The following is a 15,590-nucleotide window of genomic DNA, read 5'->3' as shown; positions in this document are numbered from 1 at the left end:
GCATGAGAGCACGACCGATGGGGAGGCCAGCATGCCCACGCCGTACCGCTACGTGACCCCGGTGCCCAGGGAGGCGGCGACCGGCAGGGTGGCCGAGGTCTACGACCAGATCGCCCGGGATTTCGGCATGGCCCGCATGCCGCTGTTCATGACGCTGTCCCCGGCTCCGGACGTGCTGGCGCCCACCTGGGCCGTGCTGCGCGAGTCGCTGCTCGCCGGGCAGGCCCCGAGGGCGGCCAAGGAGGTCGTCGCCGCCGGGGTCTCGCTCGCCAACAAGTGCCCGTTCTGCGTGGACGCGCACACCATGCTCCTGCACGCGACCGGCGAGCACCGGCTCGCCGAGATCGTGGCGCGCGGGGAGACGCCGTCCGATCCGGAGCACGCGCGGCTGTTCGCCTGGGCCACCGGCACGGCGACGGCCGGACAGGCGCCGCCGTGCCCGCCCGATCAGGCGGCCGAGTACGTCGGCACAGCCCTCGCCTTCCACTTCATCAACCGGATGGTGTCGTCGCTGCTGACCGCCGATCTCCTGCCCGCCGGCCTGCAGCGGTCCCGGCTCGTCCGCAACCTGGGTGGCAGGGCCCTGTCCAGGACGGTACGCCGCAGGCTGCCGCAGGGCGAGGCGCTGCCCCTGCTGCGAGGGCTGCCGTCGGGCAGGGTCCCGGCATGGGGGGTGGGCACGCCGGCGGGAACGGCGTTCGCCGCGCTGCACGCCACGGCGGGGGAGGGGGCCGCCCTCCTGGGCGGCACGGCCGGGAGGGTGGTCGTGGAGGTCGTGGCCTCCTGGGACGGCGCGCACCCTGTCCTGTCCGGTGGGGCCCTGTCCGGTGGGGCCCTGTCCGGTGGGGCGCTGTCCGGCGGGCCGTCCGGTCCGCTGGCGGAGGTCGCGCCCGCGGAGCGACCGGCGGCCCGGCTCGCGTTGCTGGCCGCCCTCGCGCCGTACCGGGTGACCGACGCCGACGTCGCCGCCTGGCGGGAGGCCGGGGGCGGCCGGTCCGACGCCGACCTCGTTCGGCTGCTGGCGCTCGGGGCGATCATCGCCGTCTGGCGGATCGAGGCGGCACTCGCCGTGGCGACTCCCTGACGGGGAACGGCGCTCAGGAGGCGGGGGCGCAGACCACCCGGCGGTATCTGCCCGGGGAGATGCCGTGTTCGCGTTTGAAGGCGTTGCCGAACGCGAACTCCGAGCCGTACCCGACGCGCCTGGCCACCTCCGCCACCGAGACGTCGGTCTCCTGCAGGAGGCGGGCCGCGGTGGACAGCCGCCACCAGGTGAGATAGGTCAGGGGCGGCCTGCCGACGAGGTCGGTGAAGCGCCGGGAGAAGGCGGCGCGGGACAGGCCGGCCCGCTCCCCGAGCGACTGGACGGTCCAGGGATGGGCGGGGTCGCGGTGGATGGCGTCGAGGGCGGCGCCGACGGCGGGGTCGGCGAGGGCGGCGGCCCAGCCCCGCCCGGTGCAGTGCGCCCCCTCGGCCTCGAACCACGCGCGCAGGATGTAGAGCTGCAGGATGTCGAGCAGGGACGAGACCACGGTGTCGGCGCCCAGGCTGGGGGTCTCGATCTCCCGGGCGAGCAGGTCGACCGCGGCCCGCAGCTCGGGGTGACGGCCGAGCCGGGCGGGCAGGTGGATCACGTCCGGCAGCGACCGCAGGCTCGGATGGCTCCTGGCCGGGTCGAGCCGGTATCCGCAGCAGAGCGTGACCGTCTCCGCTCCGGCGCCGCCGAGGGTGGTGTTGATCACGCCCATGTCCCGGTAGGGGTCGCAGACGGGCTCGGCCAGGGGCGTCGTGGGGCTGTCGGCCAGGCCGTACCCGTCGCCCCGGGGGAGGAACACCACGTCTCCCACGCTCAGCGCGACGGGGTCGCCCTCCGGCGGGAGGAACCAGCAGGACCCCCGCATGACCACCTGGAAGGTGGCCGAGCCGGGCTCGGCCGGAAAACGCTGTCCCCAGGGCGCCCGCCACGACACGCGCGCGGAGCGCGGACGGCCCGTACGCATGATGGCGATGACGTCGCTCAGGACATCCATGCGGCGAGTCTAGTCGGCAAGACTCCCGCGTATAAATGCCATATCCAGACGCATTGGTCTTCTCCCGGCCGCTTCCTAGAGTTGTCGGCATCGGGCCCGGCGCCGAGCCCCCTCGCCCACGGGAAAGGGACCATTCGCATGATCAAAGTAGGTGTCATCATCGGCAGCACCCGCCCGGGCCGCAACGGGGAGGCGGTCGCGCGCTGGGTTCACGACCTGGCGGTCAAGCGCGGCGACGCCGACTACGCGCTGGTCGACCTCGAAACCTACGCGCTGCCGCACCTCGACGAGCCGCAGCCCGCCGGCACCGGCCATTACGAGCACGCCCACACCAGGAGGTGGTCGCAGGCGATCGCCGCGCTCGACGCGTTCGTCTTCGTGACCCCGGAGTACAACCGCTCGACGTCGGGCGTGCTCAAGACCGCGATCGACTTCCTGTACGCCGAGTGGGCGGACAAGGCCGCCGGGTTCGTGGGCTACGGCCTGAACGGCGGCACGCGCGCCATCGAGCACCTGCGCCAGATTCTCGCCACGCCCGGAGTGGCCGGCGTGGGTCCGCAGGTCGCTCTCTCCCTCCGGGACGACTTCGAGGACTTCTCCCGTTTCCGGCCCGGCGCCCATCAGGAGGACGCCGTGGGGCGCATGCTCGACAAGCTCGTGCCCTGGGCCCAGGCTCTGCGCACGGTCAGAGCGTGACCGGAAGCGAGGTCAGACCTCCAGCTCGCCGGACCAGATGGTCACCGCCCGCCCGCCGAGTTCGACCCGGTCGCCGCGCAGGGTCGTGCGCACGGTCCCGCCGCGCTGCGACAGCTGTTCCCCGACGAGCGTGTCACGGCCGAACCTGTCCGACCAGTACGGCGCGAGCACGCAGTGGGCCGAGCCGGTGACCGGGTCCTCCGGCACGCCCACGCGGGGCCCGAAGAACCGGGAGACGTAGTCGGCGGAGGTGCCCTCGCCGGACGCCGTGACGATGACGCCCCTGGCCTCGACCTCGGCCAGCCGCGTCATGTCGGGCTCGGCGGCCCGCACCTCGTCGGCCGACCCGACCTCGACCAGGACGTCGAACCGGCTGCGCCCGGTCCACAGCGGGGCGACGCCCAGGGCCTCGGCGAGGCCGTCCGGGGGCGGGCACGGCGCGGCCGCGTTCGCCGGGAAGTCCATCGTGATCAGGCCGTCGCCCGCCCGCTCGGTGGTGAGCACGCCGCTCTTCGTGGCGAACTCCAGCCGCCCGGACTCGCCCAGGGAGTAGAGGACGTGCGCGGTGGCCAGGGTGGCGTGCCCGCACAGCGCGACCTCGACCGCGGGGGTGAACCAGCGCAGCGAGCGCGGCCCGTCGTCCTGCGGCAGCACGAAGGCCGTCTCCGAATGGCGCATCTCGGCGGCCACCGCCTGCATCCACTCGTCCGGTACGGTCTCGTCGAGCAGGCAGACCGCGGCGGGATTGCCCCGGAACGGCCGGTCGGTGAAGGAGTCCACGGTGAAGATGCGCATGTCCGCGGATTCTACGGCCGTTCGGCTTCACCGGCACGGCCCAGCGCGGCGAGGGTCTCCCGGGCGACCTGGAGCTCCTCTCGGGGCCGTACGACGAGGACCGGCACGCGGGCGCCGGGCGGGCTGACGACGAGGTCCCGGTCGGCGTCGGTCACCGCGGGCGGCTCCACGCCGAGCAGCGACAGCCTGGCGCACACCGCCTCGCGCACCTCCGGCTGGTCCCAGCCGATCTCGCCGGTGAACACCACCGCGTCGAGCCGGTCGAGGGCGGCGGTCGCGGCGGCGATCTCCCGGCTGATCCGATAGGCGAACACGTCGAGCGCCAGCGCCGCGGCCTCGTCGGTCGAGGCGACCAGGTCGCGGGTGTCGCCGGACAGGCCGCCGGAGAGCCCGAGCAGGCCGGAGTCGTGCTCCAGCCCGTCGCGCAACTCCTCCAGTGTGAGACGTGAGCCGGACAGCAGCCACAGGAGCATGCCGGGATCGACGCTGCCCGAGCGCTTGCTCATCGGCACGCCCTCCAGCGGCGTGAATCCCATCGAGGTGTCCACGCTGCGGCCGTTCCGTACGGCGCAGACCGAGCAGCCGCCGCCGAGATGCGTGAGGACCAGATCGACCTCCTCGGCCGGCCGGCCGAGCAGTTCGGCCGCCCGCCGGGCCGCCCAGGCGTACGACAGTCCGTGGAAGCCGTAACGGCGCAGCCCCCATCGGCGCCGCCACTCGGCGGGCAGGGCGTAGGTCGCGGCGGCGGCGGGCAGCCCCGCGTGGAAGGCGGTGTCGGGACACAGCACGTGCGGCACGGACGGCAGCACCCGCCGGGCCGCGTCCACCAGCGCGAGCGCGGGCGGCACGTGCAGCGGCGCGAGGTCGGCGTATCCGCGCACGGCCTTCACCACGTCGTCGTCGGCGATCGCCGGCGCGCGGACGGCCTCGCCGCCGTGGACGAGCCGGTGGCCGACGGCGGTCACCTCGGCGTCCGCCCCGGACAGGAAGTCCGACAGCGTACGCTCCGCCGCGTCGGGGTCCGGGCCGTGCTCGCTGTGCTCGGTCCGCAGCACGCGGCCGTCCCGCACCAGGTGCAGCTGGAGGCTGCTGGAGCCGGCGTTGACGGTGAGCACGACCGGTTTCATGGCGTCCGTCTCCCCGGCGATCCGGCGGGCAAACCCGACGGCGGCCCGCCGGTCCGGGGTCCCTGCGGAATTACGGGCGCACGCCGCAGAGCAGGCGGTTGTGGCCGCGCTGCCACAGCGTCCCGATCTCGGCGAAACCCGCCGCGCGGAGAGCCTCGACGTGAGTGGACAGATGGAGCGACTCCGAGCCGTGGTGCGACGCGGTGGCCGGCCGGGGCGCCGCGACACCCGCGAGGTCGGGGTCGGCGGCGATCGCGTCCCACCACTGGCGCCAGTCTTCGGGACGGCCGCCGGCGAAGCGCCGCCGCTCCTCGCTCTCGTGCACGGCCTGCTCCAGGCGCGCCAGCGCGGGAGTGGTGTCCTCGGTGACCAGATGGTCGCCGTTGAGGAACAGCCCGCCCGGCCGCAGCACGGTCGCGAGCTCGGCGTACACGGCCCGCAGGTCGGGCTCGGCCAGCCAGTGCAGGGCGGTCGTGCTCACCGCCGCGTCCGCCGGCCGGTCGAGCCCGAGCGTCCGGCTCCACCCCGGTTCGCGCAGGTCCAGGTCGGCGAAGCGCAGGCCGTCGCGGTCGCCGTACGCCGCCCGGCCGAGCGACAGCAGCAGGGGGTCGGTGTCGACCGCGACGACCGTGGCCCGGGGCAGACGGTCCAGCAGCCGGGCCGAGAGCGAGCCGGGGCCGCAGCCGAGGTCGATCACCAGGGGGTCCGGGCGGCCCACACCCGCCTCGACCGCGTCGATCAGCGCGGTGAAGCGCTCCTCCCGATCGGGGAGGTAGCCCTCCTGCTGGCGGTCCCAGCGGTCGATCCACCGGGTGGCGACGTCCAGAGTGAGCATGCCGTCTCCTTGTAACTGGCGTGTATGCTTTCGGCAGTTACAAACGTAGAGCGCAAGGGCGTAACTGGTCAAGTGAATTTCAACAGTCACACTGATTCCGTTGTGTCGGTCGCCGTGGGCCTGGTCAACGCGCTGACCGCGGGTGAGGCGCGGGGCCGGCCGTACGAGCCGCCCACGGGCGAGGCGCGGGCCGCCGCGGTCGCCGACATCCTCGTGAGCGGCGACAGGCGGGCGCCCGAGGTCGCCGAGACGGAGGCGGACGCGCTCGCGGAGGTCGCGGGGCGGCTGCGCGGCGTGTTCGAGGCGGTGACGGGTGGCGACGTGGACGCGGCGGCGCTCGCCGTGAACGGCCTGCTGGCGGAGACGGACGCGCGCCCGCACCTGGACCGGCACGACGGGGAGCCCTGGCACCTGCACTTCCACGGCGCCGGCGGCACCCTGGCCGGCAACTACGCCGCCAGTTGCGCGACCGGCCTCGCCGTGGTGCTCGGCAGCGAGCTGCACGACCGGCTCGGCGTGTGCACCGCGCCGCACTGCGACCGCGTCTACGTGGACACCTCCCGCAACGGCACCCGGCGCTTCTGCTCCACGGCCTGCCAGAACCGGGTGAAGACGGCCGCCTTCCGGGCGCGCGGCGCCTGAGCGTCCGGCCCGCGAGCGCTCGGGTGAGCGGCGCCTGAGCGTCCGGCCCGCGAACGCGAGGTCCGATCGCCGCCGGACCTCCCGCCGCCGTCCCCGCCATGCTCGACACCATGAACGAGATCAACGACATGAACGGCAAGGCGGCGCTGGTCACCGGGGGTGGCCGGGGCATCGGCGCGGCCGTCGCGCTGAAGCTGGCCGAGCGCGGCGCGGACGTGGCGCTCACCTACGAGCGAGACGAGGACAGCGCGGCCGCCGTGGCCGGGAAGCTGAAGGGGATGGGCCGGCGGGCGCTGGTCATCCGGGCCGACAACGGCGACGCGGCGGCGGTGACCGGAGCAGTGGCCGAGGCCGCCGCGGCCTTCGGCCGCCTCGACGTCCTGGTCAACAACGCGGCGGTCTTCCACGTCGCGCCGATCGAGGACCTGGCGCCGGAGGACGTCGACCGTACGCTCGCGGCCAACGTGCGCGGGCCGTTCCTGGCCGCGCGGGCGGCGGCGGCTCACATGACCGAAGGCGGCCGGATCGTCACCATCGGGAGCAACATGGCCGAGCGGGCCGTCTTCCCGGGCTTCGCCCTGTATGCCATGAGCAAGACGGCCATGACCGGGATGACCAAGGGGCTCGCCCGCGAGCTCGGGCCGCGCGGTATCACGGTCAACCTGGTCAATCCCGGCCCGACCGACACCGCCTCGAACCCGGCGGACAGCCCGATGGCGGACGCGATCCGGGGGCTGACGGTCCTCGGCCGCTACGCCGAGCCGGAGGACATCGCCGAGACCGTCGCCCACCTGGCGGGTGACGGCGGGCGCTACGTCACCGGCGCGACGATCAACGTCGACGGCGGCTGGGCCGTCTGACGTCCGTCGGGGCGCACCAGGCAGCGTGGAGGGCTCGCCGGGCGGAGATCGCGTGGCATGGCAGGCGGCGGGCGTGGACCGGCTGCGGGATGCGAGGCGGAGACGCCGGACGTCTTTGTCGGTCCCGCCCGGCACGATGGCAGCATGACTGAAGCGCCCCCCATCGACGCGATCCTCGACGAGACGGCCTACGCCGAGGCGGTCCAGCTGGCGGCCGACGCGGCCGCGGCCTACTACGGTGACGGGACCTCCCCCCTGGACGACGACGCCTACGACAGGCTCGTCCGTGGCATCGCCGCCTACGAGAAGGTTCACCCCGGCCAGGTGCTGGAGGCCTCGCCGACGGGCAAGGTCGCCGGAGTCGTGGGCGACGTCCCGCACACCGTGCCCATGCTCAGCCTGGACAACGTGTTCGGGCCCGAGGGGCTGGCCGGCTGGGCCGCCTCGCTGGAACGCCGCCTCGGCCGGCCGGTGACCGCGTGGTCCGTGGAGCCGAAGCTGGACGGGCTGGCGATCGCCGCCCGCTACCGTGAGGGCCGCCTCGTCCAGTTGGTCACCCGCGGCGACGGGAGCGCGGGCGAGGACGTCTCACACGCGATCGGCACGATCGTCGGTCTTCCCGGGCGGCTGGCCGACCCCGTCACCGTGGAGCTGCGCGGCGAGGTGATGATGACGGCCCGGCAGTTCGAGGAGGCGTGCGCGAAACGGCAGGCGCATGACGGGACGACGTTCGCGAACCCGCGCAGTGCCGCCGCGGGCACGCTGAGGGCGCAGGATCGGCCGTACGTGTGCGAGCTGACGTTCTTCGGGTACGGCGCGCTGCCGCTGCCCGATGACTCCTCCGACCTCGCGACGCGGCTCCGGGAGTCGCCGCACAGCCAGGTGATGGACTGGGTCGCCGGACAGGGGGTGGGGACCACGGCCGGGACCGCGGTCGCCGGGATCGTCGCGGCAACGGTGGAGCAGGTGCGGCAGCGGATCGAGGAGATCGCCGCCGCGCGGCCGGAGCTGCCGTTCGGGATCGACGGCATCGTGGTCAAGGCGGACGACGCGGCGGATCAGGCACAGGCCGGGTTCAGCTCGCGGGCGCCGCGGTGGGCGATCGCCTACAAGCTGCCCGCCGTGCAGAAGATCACGAGGCTGCTCCAGGTGGAGTGGAACACCGGCCGCACCGGGGTGATCGCCCCGCGGGCGGTGCTGGAACCGGTGGAGCTGGACGGCTCCGTCGTGACCTATGCGACGCTGCACAACCCTGCCGACATCACGCGCCGCGGGCTGATGCTGAGGGACAGCGTCGTCGTCTACAAGGCCGGCGACGTGATCCCGCGGGTGGAGTCCCCGGTGGTGCACCTGCGCACCGGCGACGAGCAGCCCATCGTGTTCCCGCAGGTGTGCCCGTCCTGCGGCGACGAGATCGACACCTCGCAGGAGCGGTGGAGATGCGTGCGCGGCCGGAACTGCCGCGCGATCGCCTCGATCCGGTACGCGGTCGGCCGCGACCAGCTGGACGTGGAAGGGCTGGCGGACAACCGCGTCCAGCAGATGCTGGACGCCGGCTTGATCGCCGACTTCGGCGACCTGTTCTTCCTCACCCGCGAGCAGCTACTGGGCCTGGAACGGATGGGGGAGGTGTCCTCCGACAACCTCCTGGCCGCCCTGGACAGGGCCAGGACCAGACCGCTGAGCCGGGTGTTCTGCGCGCTCGGGGTCAGGGGGACGGGGCGCTCGATGAGCCGCCGCATCGCCCGGCACTTCGGCACCATGGAGGCCATCCGCGCGGCGGACGCGGAGGGGTTCCAGGCGGTGGACGGCATCGGCCCGGAGAAGGCGCCCGTGATCGTCGCCGAGCTGGCCGAGCTGGGCGACCTCATCGACAAGCTCGTCCGCGGCGGGGTGAACATGACCGAGCCCGGTGTGGCGGCGGCCGGTGACGAGGGCGGCACGAGCACCCCGGCGCCGGGCGGCGACGAGCCGGACGCTCTGCCGCTGACCGGGATGACGGTCGTGGTCACGGGTGCGATGAGCGGGCAGCTGGCGGCTTTGTCCCGCAACCAGATGAACGAGCTCATCGAACGGGCCGGGGGCCGGGCGTCGTCCAGCGTCTCCGCGAAGACCTCGCTGGTCGTCGCGGGAGAGAACGCGGGGTCCAAGCGGGCTAAGGCCGAATCCCTCGGCGTTCGGATCGCCTCCCCCGAGGAGTTCGCCGAGATGGTCGCGCAGCTGCTGTAGGCGACCCTGATCGTCGGCGTGCAGCCACGCCAGGTCGGTGACCGGGGTCATGCGGGTCCATCGCGCTCGACGCGATGACCCCGGCCGAGATGGTGGCGTCCAACGGGCGACATGTCGTGCCGTCATCGGCGGTCGTCTTGAAGATCACCGCTGATCCAGTCCCAGCTGGTGATCGTGGTGCGCATCAGCCGGGCGGCGGCCGGCAGGTGGCTGCCGGCCCCCCAGTACAGGATGACCGTGCGACGGCAGTCGGGGCTGTCGACGGTGATCCAGGCGACGGGGGCATCCGACGTGCCACGCCAAGCGAAGGCGGGGACCAGGCCGATGCCCAGTCCCGCGCCGATCAGCCCGGCGATGGTGCTGTGTTCGTCGCTCTCGCAGACGATTTTCGGCGTGAGGCCTCGTGCCGCGAAGAGCCGGTCGAGCAGCCGGCGTAGCCAGTGCCCCTTGCGGGCGGTGACGAAGGGCTGCCCGGCGAGGTCGTCGACGCTCACGGAGTCACGGCCCGCCAACGGGTGGTCGAGTGGGACGCACACCCCTACAGGCTCCTCGAACAGTCGCACCGACTCCAGGCCTTCGGCGTGGATCGGCTGTGAGGCGACACACAGGTCGACCTCCTGGGTCCGCAGACGGCGGGCCATGTCCTCCGCCAGGGACCAGGCAAGCTCGATCTCGACGGAGGGATGGGCTCGTTTGTAGGCCGCCAGCGGGCCGATGAGGGTGAGGAAGGTCTCCGACGCGATTCTCACGGTGCCCAGGCCCTCGCCGGCGGCCTCGGCGACCGCGCGTCGCCCCGCCTCGAGCTCACCCAGGGCGCGTTCGACGTGGTCGCGGAAGAGCCTGCCCGCGTCGTTGAGCCGGAGCCGGCCGCTGCGGTCGAACAGCGGGGTGCCCAGTTCGCTCTCCAGCCGGGCGATGGTGCGGCTCAGCGACGGCTGGGCGACGCGCAGCTCGTCGGCGGCCCGGCTGAGGTGTTCCAGCCGCGCCACCACCAGGAACTGCTTCAGCGCGTGCAGGTCCATGATGACTCCCCGGACATATCGCTATAGCAATATTGATCTTAGAAAGGATAGCCCCATGGCTATAGCGTTCACTGTGAGGCGCTCATGAAGCGAAAGCGCAGTGAGGAGGAATTTCCATGCTCACCGTGGCCCCGCCACGGACGGCACCCACGGGATGGATGCTGCGGGCCGTCGTCAGCGCGCACGCGCTGGCGATCGCCGGTCAGCCGGTGTTCGCGGGAGTGTATCTGAGCGGTGACTACGCGGGTTTGAGCTTGCACACGGCCGGCGCCGACACCGTCACCTCCATCGGTTGCCTACAGGTGATCGTCGCGATCGCGGTCTGGGTCCGGCTGCGCCGGGCCCTGCCGTTCCTGACCACGACGGCAGTGGTGGCTGCGGAGACCGTGCAGTACTTCGCCGGGCTGGACGGCACGTTGTGGCTGCATCTTCCGCTGGGGGTGACGACCGTCGTCGCCGTCGTGGTGCAGTTCATCGACGTATGGCGGCGGCCTCTCCTCCGCGAGGGGGCCGGCGATGACTGACAACCGTGGCGTGACCAGGCGGCGGGCGCTCGGCATCGGCGGTGCGCTCGGACTGATGACGGCCGCCGGGCTGTCGGGCGCGGCCGCGCTGGCCCGCCGGCCGTCCATCACCGGTGCCCAGCTGCGTAGCGCCGTACCGCTCCCGCCGCCGTTCCAGGTGCCGCTGCCGATTCCCGCAGTGCTGAAGCCGGTCGGCACCTCGGGCGGCGCCGACCGCTATGAGATCACCCAACGTGAAGCGAGCGCGGAGATCCTGCCGGGAGTGAAGACTCCGTTGTGGACGTACGACGGGACCTTTCCCGGGCCGACGGTCGAGTCGCGCCGCGGCCGGCCGGTCACCGTGTCGCACCGCAACGAGCTGCCCGTCCCGACGGTCGTGCACCTGCACGGCGGCCGGACTCCGGCGGCCTCCGACGGGTACCCGACCGACCTGCTCCTCCCCGAGGGCTGGCGTAAGCACTCCACGCACGTGGGACACGGCTTCGCTCATGGCATGCACGACCCGAGGGCCGTGGTGACAGAGCTGACGCGGGACTACATCTTCCCGCTGGACCAGCGGCCGGCGCTGCTGTGGTACCACGACCACCGGATGGACTTCACCGGCCCCGCGATCTGGCGGGGCCTGGCCGGGCTGCACATCGTGCGCGACGACGCCGAGGACGCCCTCGGCCTGCCCTCCGGGCCGCGCGAGCTGCCCCTCGTGATCGCCGATCGGGCGTTCGCCGCCGACGGCGGTCTCGCCTACCCCGCCCTCGACCCCACCCTGCGTGTACGGCCCGGCGTCCGTGAGCCGTATCTCGCCGGGGTCCTCGGCGACGTCATCCTGGTGAACGGTGCTCCGTGGCCCATGCACGAGGCCGACGCGGCCCGTTATCGGCTGCGCATCCTCAACGCCTCCAACGCCCGCCACTACGAACTCGAAGCGGTCACCGACGATGGGCGTCGCCTCGACCTCGTCCAGATCGGCGCCGATCAGGGACTCCTCACAGCCCCGGTCGTCCACAGACTGCTGCCGATAGCGCCCGCCGAACGCTACGACGTGGTCGTCGACTTCTCCGGTCTCCCGACGGGGAGTCTCGTCAGACTCGTCAACAGGCTCGGCGCCGGCCGAACCCGGGACGTGATGGCCTTCAGGGTCGCGCGCAAGGCCGCCGACGACAGCCGCATCCCGCGCACCCTGTCCGCCGACCTGCCGGCCTGGCGGCGCTCGGACGCCGTCAGGATGCGCGACTTCGCCTTGCGTACCGGGCAGACGCACGCGGGCCGCGGCTGGCTGATCGGCGGCCTGCCCTTCGACCCCGCCCGCACTGACGTCACCACCCGGCTTGGCGATGTCGAGGTCTGGCGGCTCATCGCCGACGTCCACCATCCCGTTCACCTGCACCTGGCCGCTTTCCGGATACTTTCCCGCAGCGGCAGGCCGCCGCTGGCTCACGACGTGGGGCTCAAGGACACCGTCTCGCTGCGGCCCGGCGAAGCCGTGGAGATCATCACCCGGTTCGAGGGCTATCGCGGCCGTTACCTCTTCCACTGCCATAACGCCGAACACGAGGACATGGGCATGATGGCCAACCTCGAGATCGTCTAGCAGGCTTCGTCGATGCTCTCGAAGTGTGGAGATGGTCCGCCGGCACGCGGTCCTTCGCCGTGGGGGCAGGCCGGAGACGGAGGGTCAAGCCCAGCCTTGCGTGTACCTGCTCCCGGTGACCTTCTTCGCGCGCTGGTTGTCCTGCCGGCACGGCGAAGCCTGCCGACCTGGGAGCCCTGGGAGCCGGTCAGCAGCTCCGGAGGGCCGCTCTCGCGGTGCGGGGGATGGTGTTCCCGGCCTCAGGCGTCGGCGGGTTGGACGTCGGCGACCACGCACGAGATGTTGTCGGGTCCGCCGCCCTCGTTGGCCAGCTCGATGAGCCGGAGGACCGCCTCCTGCGGATCGGTCACGGTGGTGAGCACGTGGTGCAGCGTCTCGGGTTCGAGCACCGAGGTCAGCCCGTCGGAGCACAGCAGATAGCGGTCGCCCGGGTACGCCTCGCGCAGCGACAGGTCGGGCTCGGCCAGGCCGCTCGTCTCCAGCGCCCGCAGCAGCAGGGAGCGGCGGGGATGACGGGCGGCCTGGTCGGGGCTCATCCGCCCGTCGTCCACCAGCGACTGCACCAGCGTGTGGTCGCGCGTGATCTGGTAGAGCGCGCCGTCACGCAGCATGTACGCCCGCGAGTCGCCCACGTGGGCCAGGGCGAACTTCCCCTGGCCGTCCCACAGCATCGCGGTGACCGTGGTGCCCATGCGTTCGAGCGCCGGATCCTGCGCGGCGAGGTCGCCCAGGCGCTGCCCCGCCTCCCGTACGGCGTCCGCGAGGGTGGCCACGGGGTCGGCGGGAGCCGGGCCGTCCTCCAGCTTGGCCAGGGTGGAGATGACGGCCGCGCTGGCGACCTCACCGTGTCCGTGCCCGCCCATCCCGTCGGCGATGGCGAGCAGGCGCTCGCCGGCGTGCACCGAATCCTCGTTGTTGGCACGCGAACGCCCGACGTCCGACCCAGCGGCGTACCGAATACGGTTGTGCGTCATGGTTTTGAGTAAACCATTGGTTGAGTCACTTCACAAGCATAGTCTAGGCTCGTGTTCATGAGCCACGACGCCCAGGCGGACAACACGGCGGACACGTCGGCGCGCCCGGCCGCCGCGAGCCCGCTCGAGGCCGCCGTCGAAGCGGCGGTCGAAGCGACCGTGAACGCGGGCGACATCGCCCGGCTCGCCGACGTCGGCAGGGCCGCGGTCAGCAACTGGCGCCGCCGCTACGAGGACTTCCCCCAACCGGTCGGAGGTACCGCCTCCAGCCCGCTTTTCTCGCTGCCCCAGGTGGAGGCGTGGCTGCGCAGAAACGGGAAGTCGTTCGAGGTGTCCCAGGGCGAGCGCGTCTGGCAACGGCTGCGCGCGTCGGCCGACGACCTGCGTCTGGGCGAGGTGCTGGGGGAGGTCGGCGCGTTCCTGCTCTACACGTTGCGCGATCCCGACGGCTGGAAGCGGCTGTCCGCCGCCGCCGACCTCGCCGCACGGCTCCCGCGCGCGGTGGCCAGGGCGACCGCCGACCTGCCCCGGCGCGGCGGGGACGCGACGCCGGTGGAGCCCGGCGTGCTCCGGCTGGTAGCCGGCATGGCCGAGCGGCACGGCGCGGCGGGCGCCTTCGAGTTCCTCTGCGAGCGGTACGCCGAGGCGCACAGCCGCAGGCTGGCGCTGACCCGGCCCGACGTGGCCGCCCTGATGACCCGGCTGGCATGCGCGGGCGCGCGTACGGTGCTCGACCCCGCGTGCGGCATGGGCACGCTCCTGCTGGACGCCGCCGCGGGCGCCGGCGGGGCGGCGGACGAGGTGCGGCTGCTCGGCCAGGACGCCAACGAGACCGTCGCGCTGCTGGCGGCGCTGCGGCTGTTGCTGCGCGGCCGGGACGCCCGGGTCGTCCCCGGGGACGCGCTCCGGCACGACGCCTTCCCGCCGGACCGGCCGACGGACCCGCTCGGCGACGCGCTCGTGGACGCCGTCGTGTGCGACCCGCCGTTCAACGAGCGGGCGTGGGGCCACGAGGACCTCGTCGGCGATCCCCGCTGGCAGTACGGCATGCCCCCGCGGGGTGAGCCGGAGCTGGCCTGGGTGCAGCACTGTCTCGCCCACGTGCGGCCCGGCGGCCTGGTGGCCATCCTGATGCCGGCCGCCGCCGCGAGCCGCCGTCCGGGCCGTCGCATCCGCGCCAACCTGCTGCGGGCGGGCGCGCTGCGGGCGGTCCTCACACTGGCGCCCGGGGGTCCCGATCTCTGGCTGCTGCGCCGCCCCGAGCCCGGGGAGCGGCGGCCCGGCGCGATCCTCGTGGCCGACGCGAGCGACGACCCGGCCTCCGTCGAGCCGGCCTGGCGGGCCCACCTCGCGGGGACCGAACCGCCGTCCGGCGGCCGGATGGTCCGGATCATCGACATCCTCGACGACGAGGTCGACGTGAGCCCGGCGCGGCACCTGTCGCCGCGGGCCGACACCCAGGGCTTCCCGGCGGCCAGGGAGCGCTTCAGGCAGGCGGCCGCGGCGCTGGCCGGCGGCGTGCCCGAGCTGGAGGTGCTCACCGGCGCCACGGCCGGCTGGGACGCGTCGTGGGCGACCGTGGCCGAGATGGCCAGATCGGGACTTGTCACCATCCGGCACTCGACGCTGCGGGCGTTGCCCGCCGATGCCCCCGACGGCGAGGCGCCCCAGGGAGGGATGTCCGAGGGCAGGGTGTCCGAGAGCAGGGTGCCCGGACATGGAGTGCCCGAGAGCAGGGTGCCCGGACATGGAGTGCCCGAGGGCGGCGTGCCCGTGCTGACGGCCGACGACGTCGCGGCCGGGACGGCGCCGTCGCGGCGGATGCCGCCCGCCCCCGGTCTGGTCGCCGTACGCCGGGGAGACGTCGTGGCGTCGGCCGTCACCGCCCGGGTCGTCACGGCGGACGGGGCGGTCCTCGGCCCGCATCTCAGCCTGTTCCGCGTCGATCCGGACAAGGTGGATCCCGAGTTCCTGGCGGGGTTCCTGCGCTACGCGGCGGGCGGCGGCCGGCCGCACCTGACCAGCAGCCGGGTGGAGGCCCGGCGGGCCCGCGTCCCCCAGCTGCCCCTGGACGTCCAGCGGACGTACGGCGCGGCCTTCCTGCGGCTGCTCGCGTTGGAGGACGGCCTGCGCGAGGCGGCCGCCGCCGGGGAGGCGCTCGCCCGGCTCGGGGTCGAGGGACTCGTCGACGGACGTCTGCGCCCCGCCGGTGACGCGCCGAAGGCTCCCCGTGGTTGAGACCCGGTTGCCGAGCCCGAACATCGCGGA

Annotated in this window: 14 protein-coding genes; 8 read left to right on the top strand and 6 right to left on the bottom strand. The window is 73.4% G+C overall.

Translation table 11 applies throughout. The features are described from left to right. Nucleotides 1-31 precede the first annotated feature (31 nt). Complete coding sequence (locus ACWEQG_RS26190) at nucleotides 32-1,084, top strand: carboxymuconolactone decarboxylase family protein (RefSeq protein ID WP_452288559.1); 1,053 nt, start codon at nucleotides 32-34, stop codon at nucleotides 1,082-1,084. A gap of 13 nt (nucleotides 1,085-1,097) precedes the next feature. On the opposite strand, the gene ACWEQG_RS26185 is transcribed toward ACWEQG_RS26190, so the two are convergent. Then, a complete protein-coding gene (locus ACWEQG_RS26185; RefSeq protein WP_452288557.1) occupies nucleotides 1,098-2,030 on the bottom strand; it encodes an AraC family transcriptional regulator in 933 nt (310 codons plus the stop codon). A 138-nt stretch (nucleotides 2,031-2,168) separates the two neighbouring features. Here ACWEQG_RS26185 and ACWEQG_RS26180 point away from each other — a divergent pair, with 138 nt between their 5' ends. Continuing rightward, complete coding sequence (locus ACWEQG_RS26180; protein WP_452288555.1) at nucleotides 2,169-2,726, top strand: NADPH-dependent FMN reductase; 558 nt, start codon at nucleotides 2,169-2,171, stop codon at nucleotides 2,724-2,726. A gap of 12 nt (nucleotides 2,727-2,738) precedes the next feature. Here ACWEQG_RS26180 and ACWEQG_RS26175 read toward each other — a convergent pair whose 3' ends face one another. The 3 genes from ACWEQG_RS26175 to ACWEQG_RS26165 all read right to left on the bottom strand — a co-directional run bounded on the left by ACWEQG_RS26175 (nucleotide 2,739) and on the right by ACWEQG_RS26165 (nucleotide 5,483). Beyond that, nucleotides 2,739-3,521, bottom strand: a complete 783-nt coding sequence (locus ACWEQG_RS26175) for a PhzF family phenazine biosynthesis protein (RefSeq protein ID WP_452288553.1) — start codon at nucleotides 3,519-3,521, stop codon at nucleotides 2,739-2,741. Between the two features lie 11 nt (nucleotides 3,522-3,532). Then, the gene (locus ACWEQG_RS26170) at nucleotides 3,533-4,648 is read right to left on the bottom strand and encodes an acetate/propionate family kinase (RefSeq protein WP_452288551.1); all 1,116 of its coding nucleotides are present in this window, start codon (nucleotides 4,646-4,648) and stop codon (nucleotides 3,533-3,535) included. Nucleotides 4,649-4,718: 70 nt separating this feature from the next. Then, nucleotides 4,719-5,483 carry a class I SAM-dependent methyltransferase gene (locus ACWEQG_RS26165; RefSeq protein WP_452288549.1) on the bottom strand — a complete coding sequence of 255 codons (765 nt, stop codon included), beginning with the start codon at nucleotides 5,481-5,483 and terminating at the stop codon, nucleotides 4,719-4,721. A 102-nt stretch (nucleotides 5,484-5,585) separates the two neighbouring features. Here ACWEQG_RS26165 and ACWEQG_RS26160 point away from each other — a divergent pair, with 102 nt between their 5' ends. The 3 genes from ACWEQG_RS26160 (at nucleotide 5,586) to ligA (ending at nucleotide 9,214) form a co-directional block, all read left to right on the top strand. Next, nucleotides 5,586-6,125 (top strand): CGNR zinc finger domain-containing protein, encoded by a 540-nt coding sequence (locus ACWEQG_RS26160; RefSeq protein ID WP_452288547.1) that lies wholly within the window; start codon nucleotides 5,586-5,588, stop codon nucleotides 6,123-6,125. Between the two features lie 110 nt (nucleotides 6,126-6,235). Next, complete coding sequence (locus ACWEQG_RS26155; protein WP_452288545.1) at nucleotides 6,236-6,985, top strand: SDR family NAD(P)-dependent oxidoreductase; 750 nt, start codon at nucleotides 6,236-6,238, stop codon at nucleotides 6,983-6,985. 144 nt (nucleotides 6,986-7,129) lie between these two features. After that, the gene (gene ligA / locus ACWEQG_RS26150; protein ID WP_452288543.1) at nucleotides 7,130-9,214 is read left to right on the top strand and encodes an NAD-dependent DNA ligase LigA; all 2,085 of its coding nucleotides are present in this window, start codon (nucleotides 7,130-7,132) and stop codon (nucleotides 9,212-9,214) included. 122 nt (nucleotides 9,215-9,336) lie between these two features. Here the strand turns inward: ligA and ACWEQG_RS26145 are convergent, their stop codons facing one another. After that, on the bottom strand, nucleotides 9,337-10,236 hold the full coding sequence (locus tag ACWEQG_RS26145; RefSeq protein ID WP_452288541.1) for a LysR family transcriptional regulator: 900 nt from the start codon (nucleotides 10,234-10,236) through the stop codon (nucleotides 9,337-9,339). Between the two features lie 116 nt (nucleotides 10,237-10,352). On the opposite strand from ACWEQG_RS26145, the gene ACWEQG_RS26140 reads away from it, so the two are divergent. Together ACWEQG_RS26140 and ACWEQG_RS26135 are read left to right on the top strand one after the other, a co-directional pair. After that, a complete protein-coding gene (locus ACWEQG_RS26140; RefSeq protein ID WP_452288539.1) occupies nucleotides 10,353-10,760 on the top strand; it encodes a hypothetical protein in 408 nt (135 codons plus the stop codon). Further along, complete coding sequence (locus ACWEQG_RS26135; RefSeq protein WP_452288537.1) at nucleotides 10,753-12,348, top strand: multicopper oxidase family protein; 1,596 nt, start codon at nucleotides 10,753-10,755, stop codon at nucleotides 12,346-12,348. The genes ACWEQG_RS26140 and ACWEQG_RS26135 overlap by 8 nt, the downstream gene beginning before the upstream one ends. A 239-nt stretch (nucleotides 12,349-12,587) precedes the next feature. Here the strand turns inward: ACWEQG_RS26135 and ACWEQG_RS26130 are convergent, their stop codons facing one another. After that, complete coding sequence (locus ACWEQG_RS26130) at nucleotides 12,588-13,322, bottom strand: PP2C family protein-serine/threonine phosphatase (RefSeq protein WP_452288535.1); 735 nt, start codon at nucleotides 13,320-13,322, stop codon at nucleotides 12,588-12,590. 57 nt (nucleotides 13,323-13,379) lie between these two features. On the opposite strand from ACWEQG_RS26130, the gene ACWEQG_RS26125 reads away from it, so the two are divergent. Beyond that, nucleotides 13,380-15,560, top strand: a complete 2,181-nt coding sequence (locus tag ACWEQG_RS26125; RefSeq protein ID WP_452288533.1) for an N-6 DNA methylase — start codon at nucleotides 13,380-13,382, stop codon at nucleotides 15,558-15,560. Nucleotides 15,561-15,590: the final 30 nt, after the last annotated feature.

It is taken from the genome of Microbispora sp. NPDC004025 (assembly GCF_053604425.1).
Note: the sequence above shows the minus strand (reverse complement) of the source record. Positions and strands in the feature narration are given on the sequence as shown.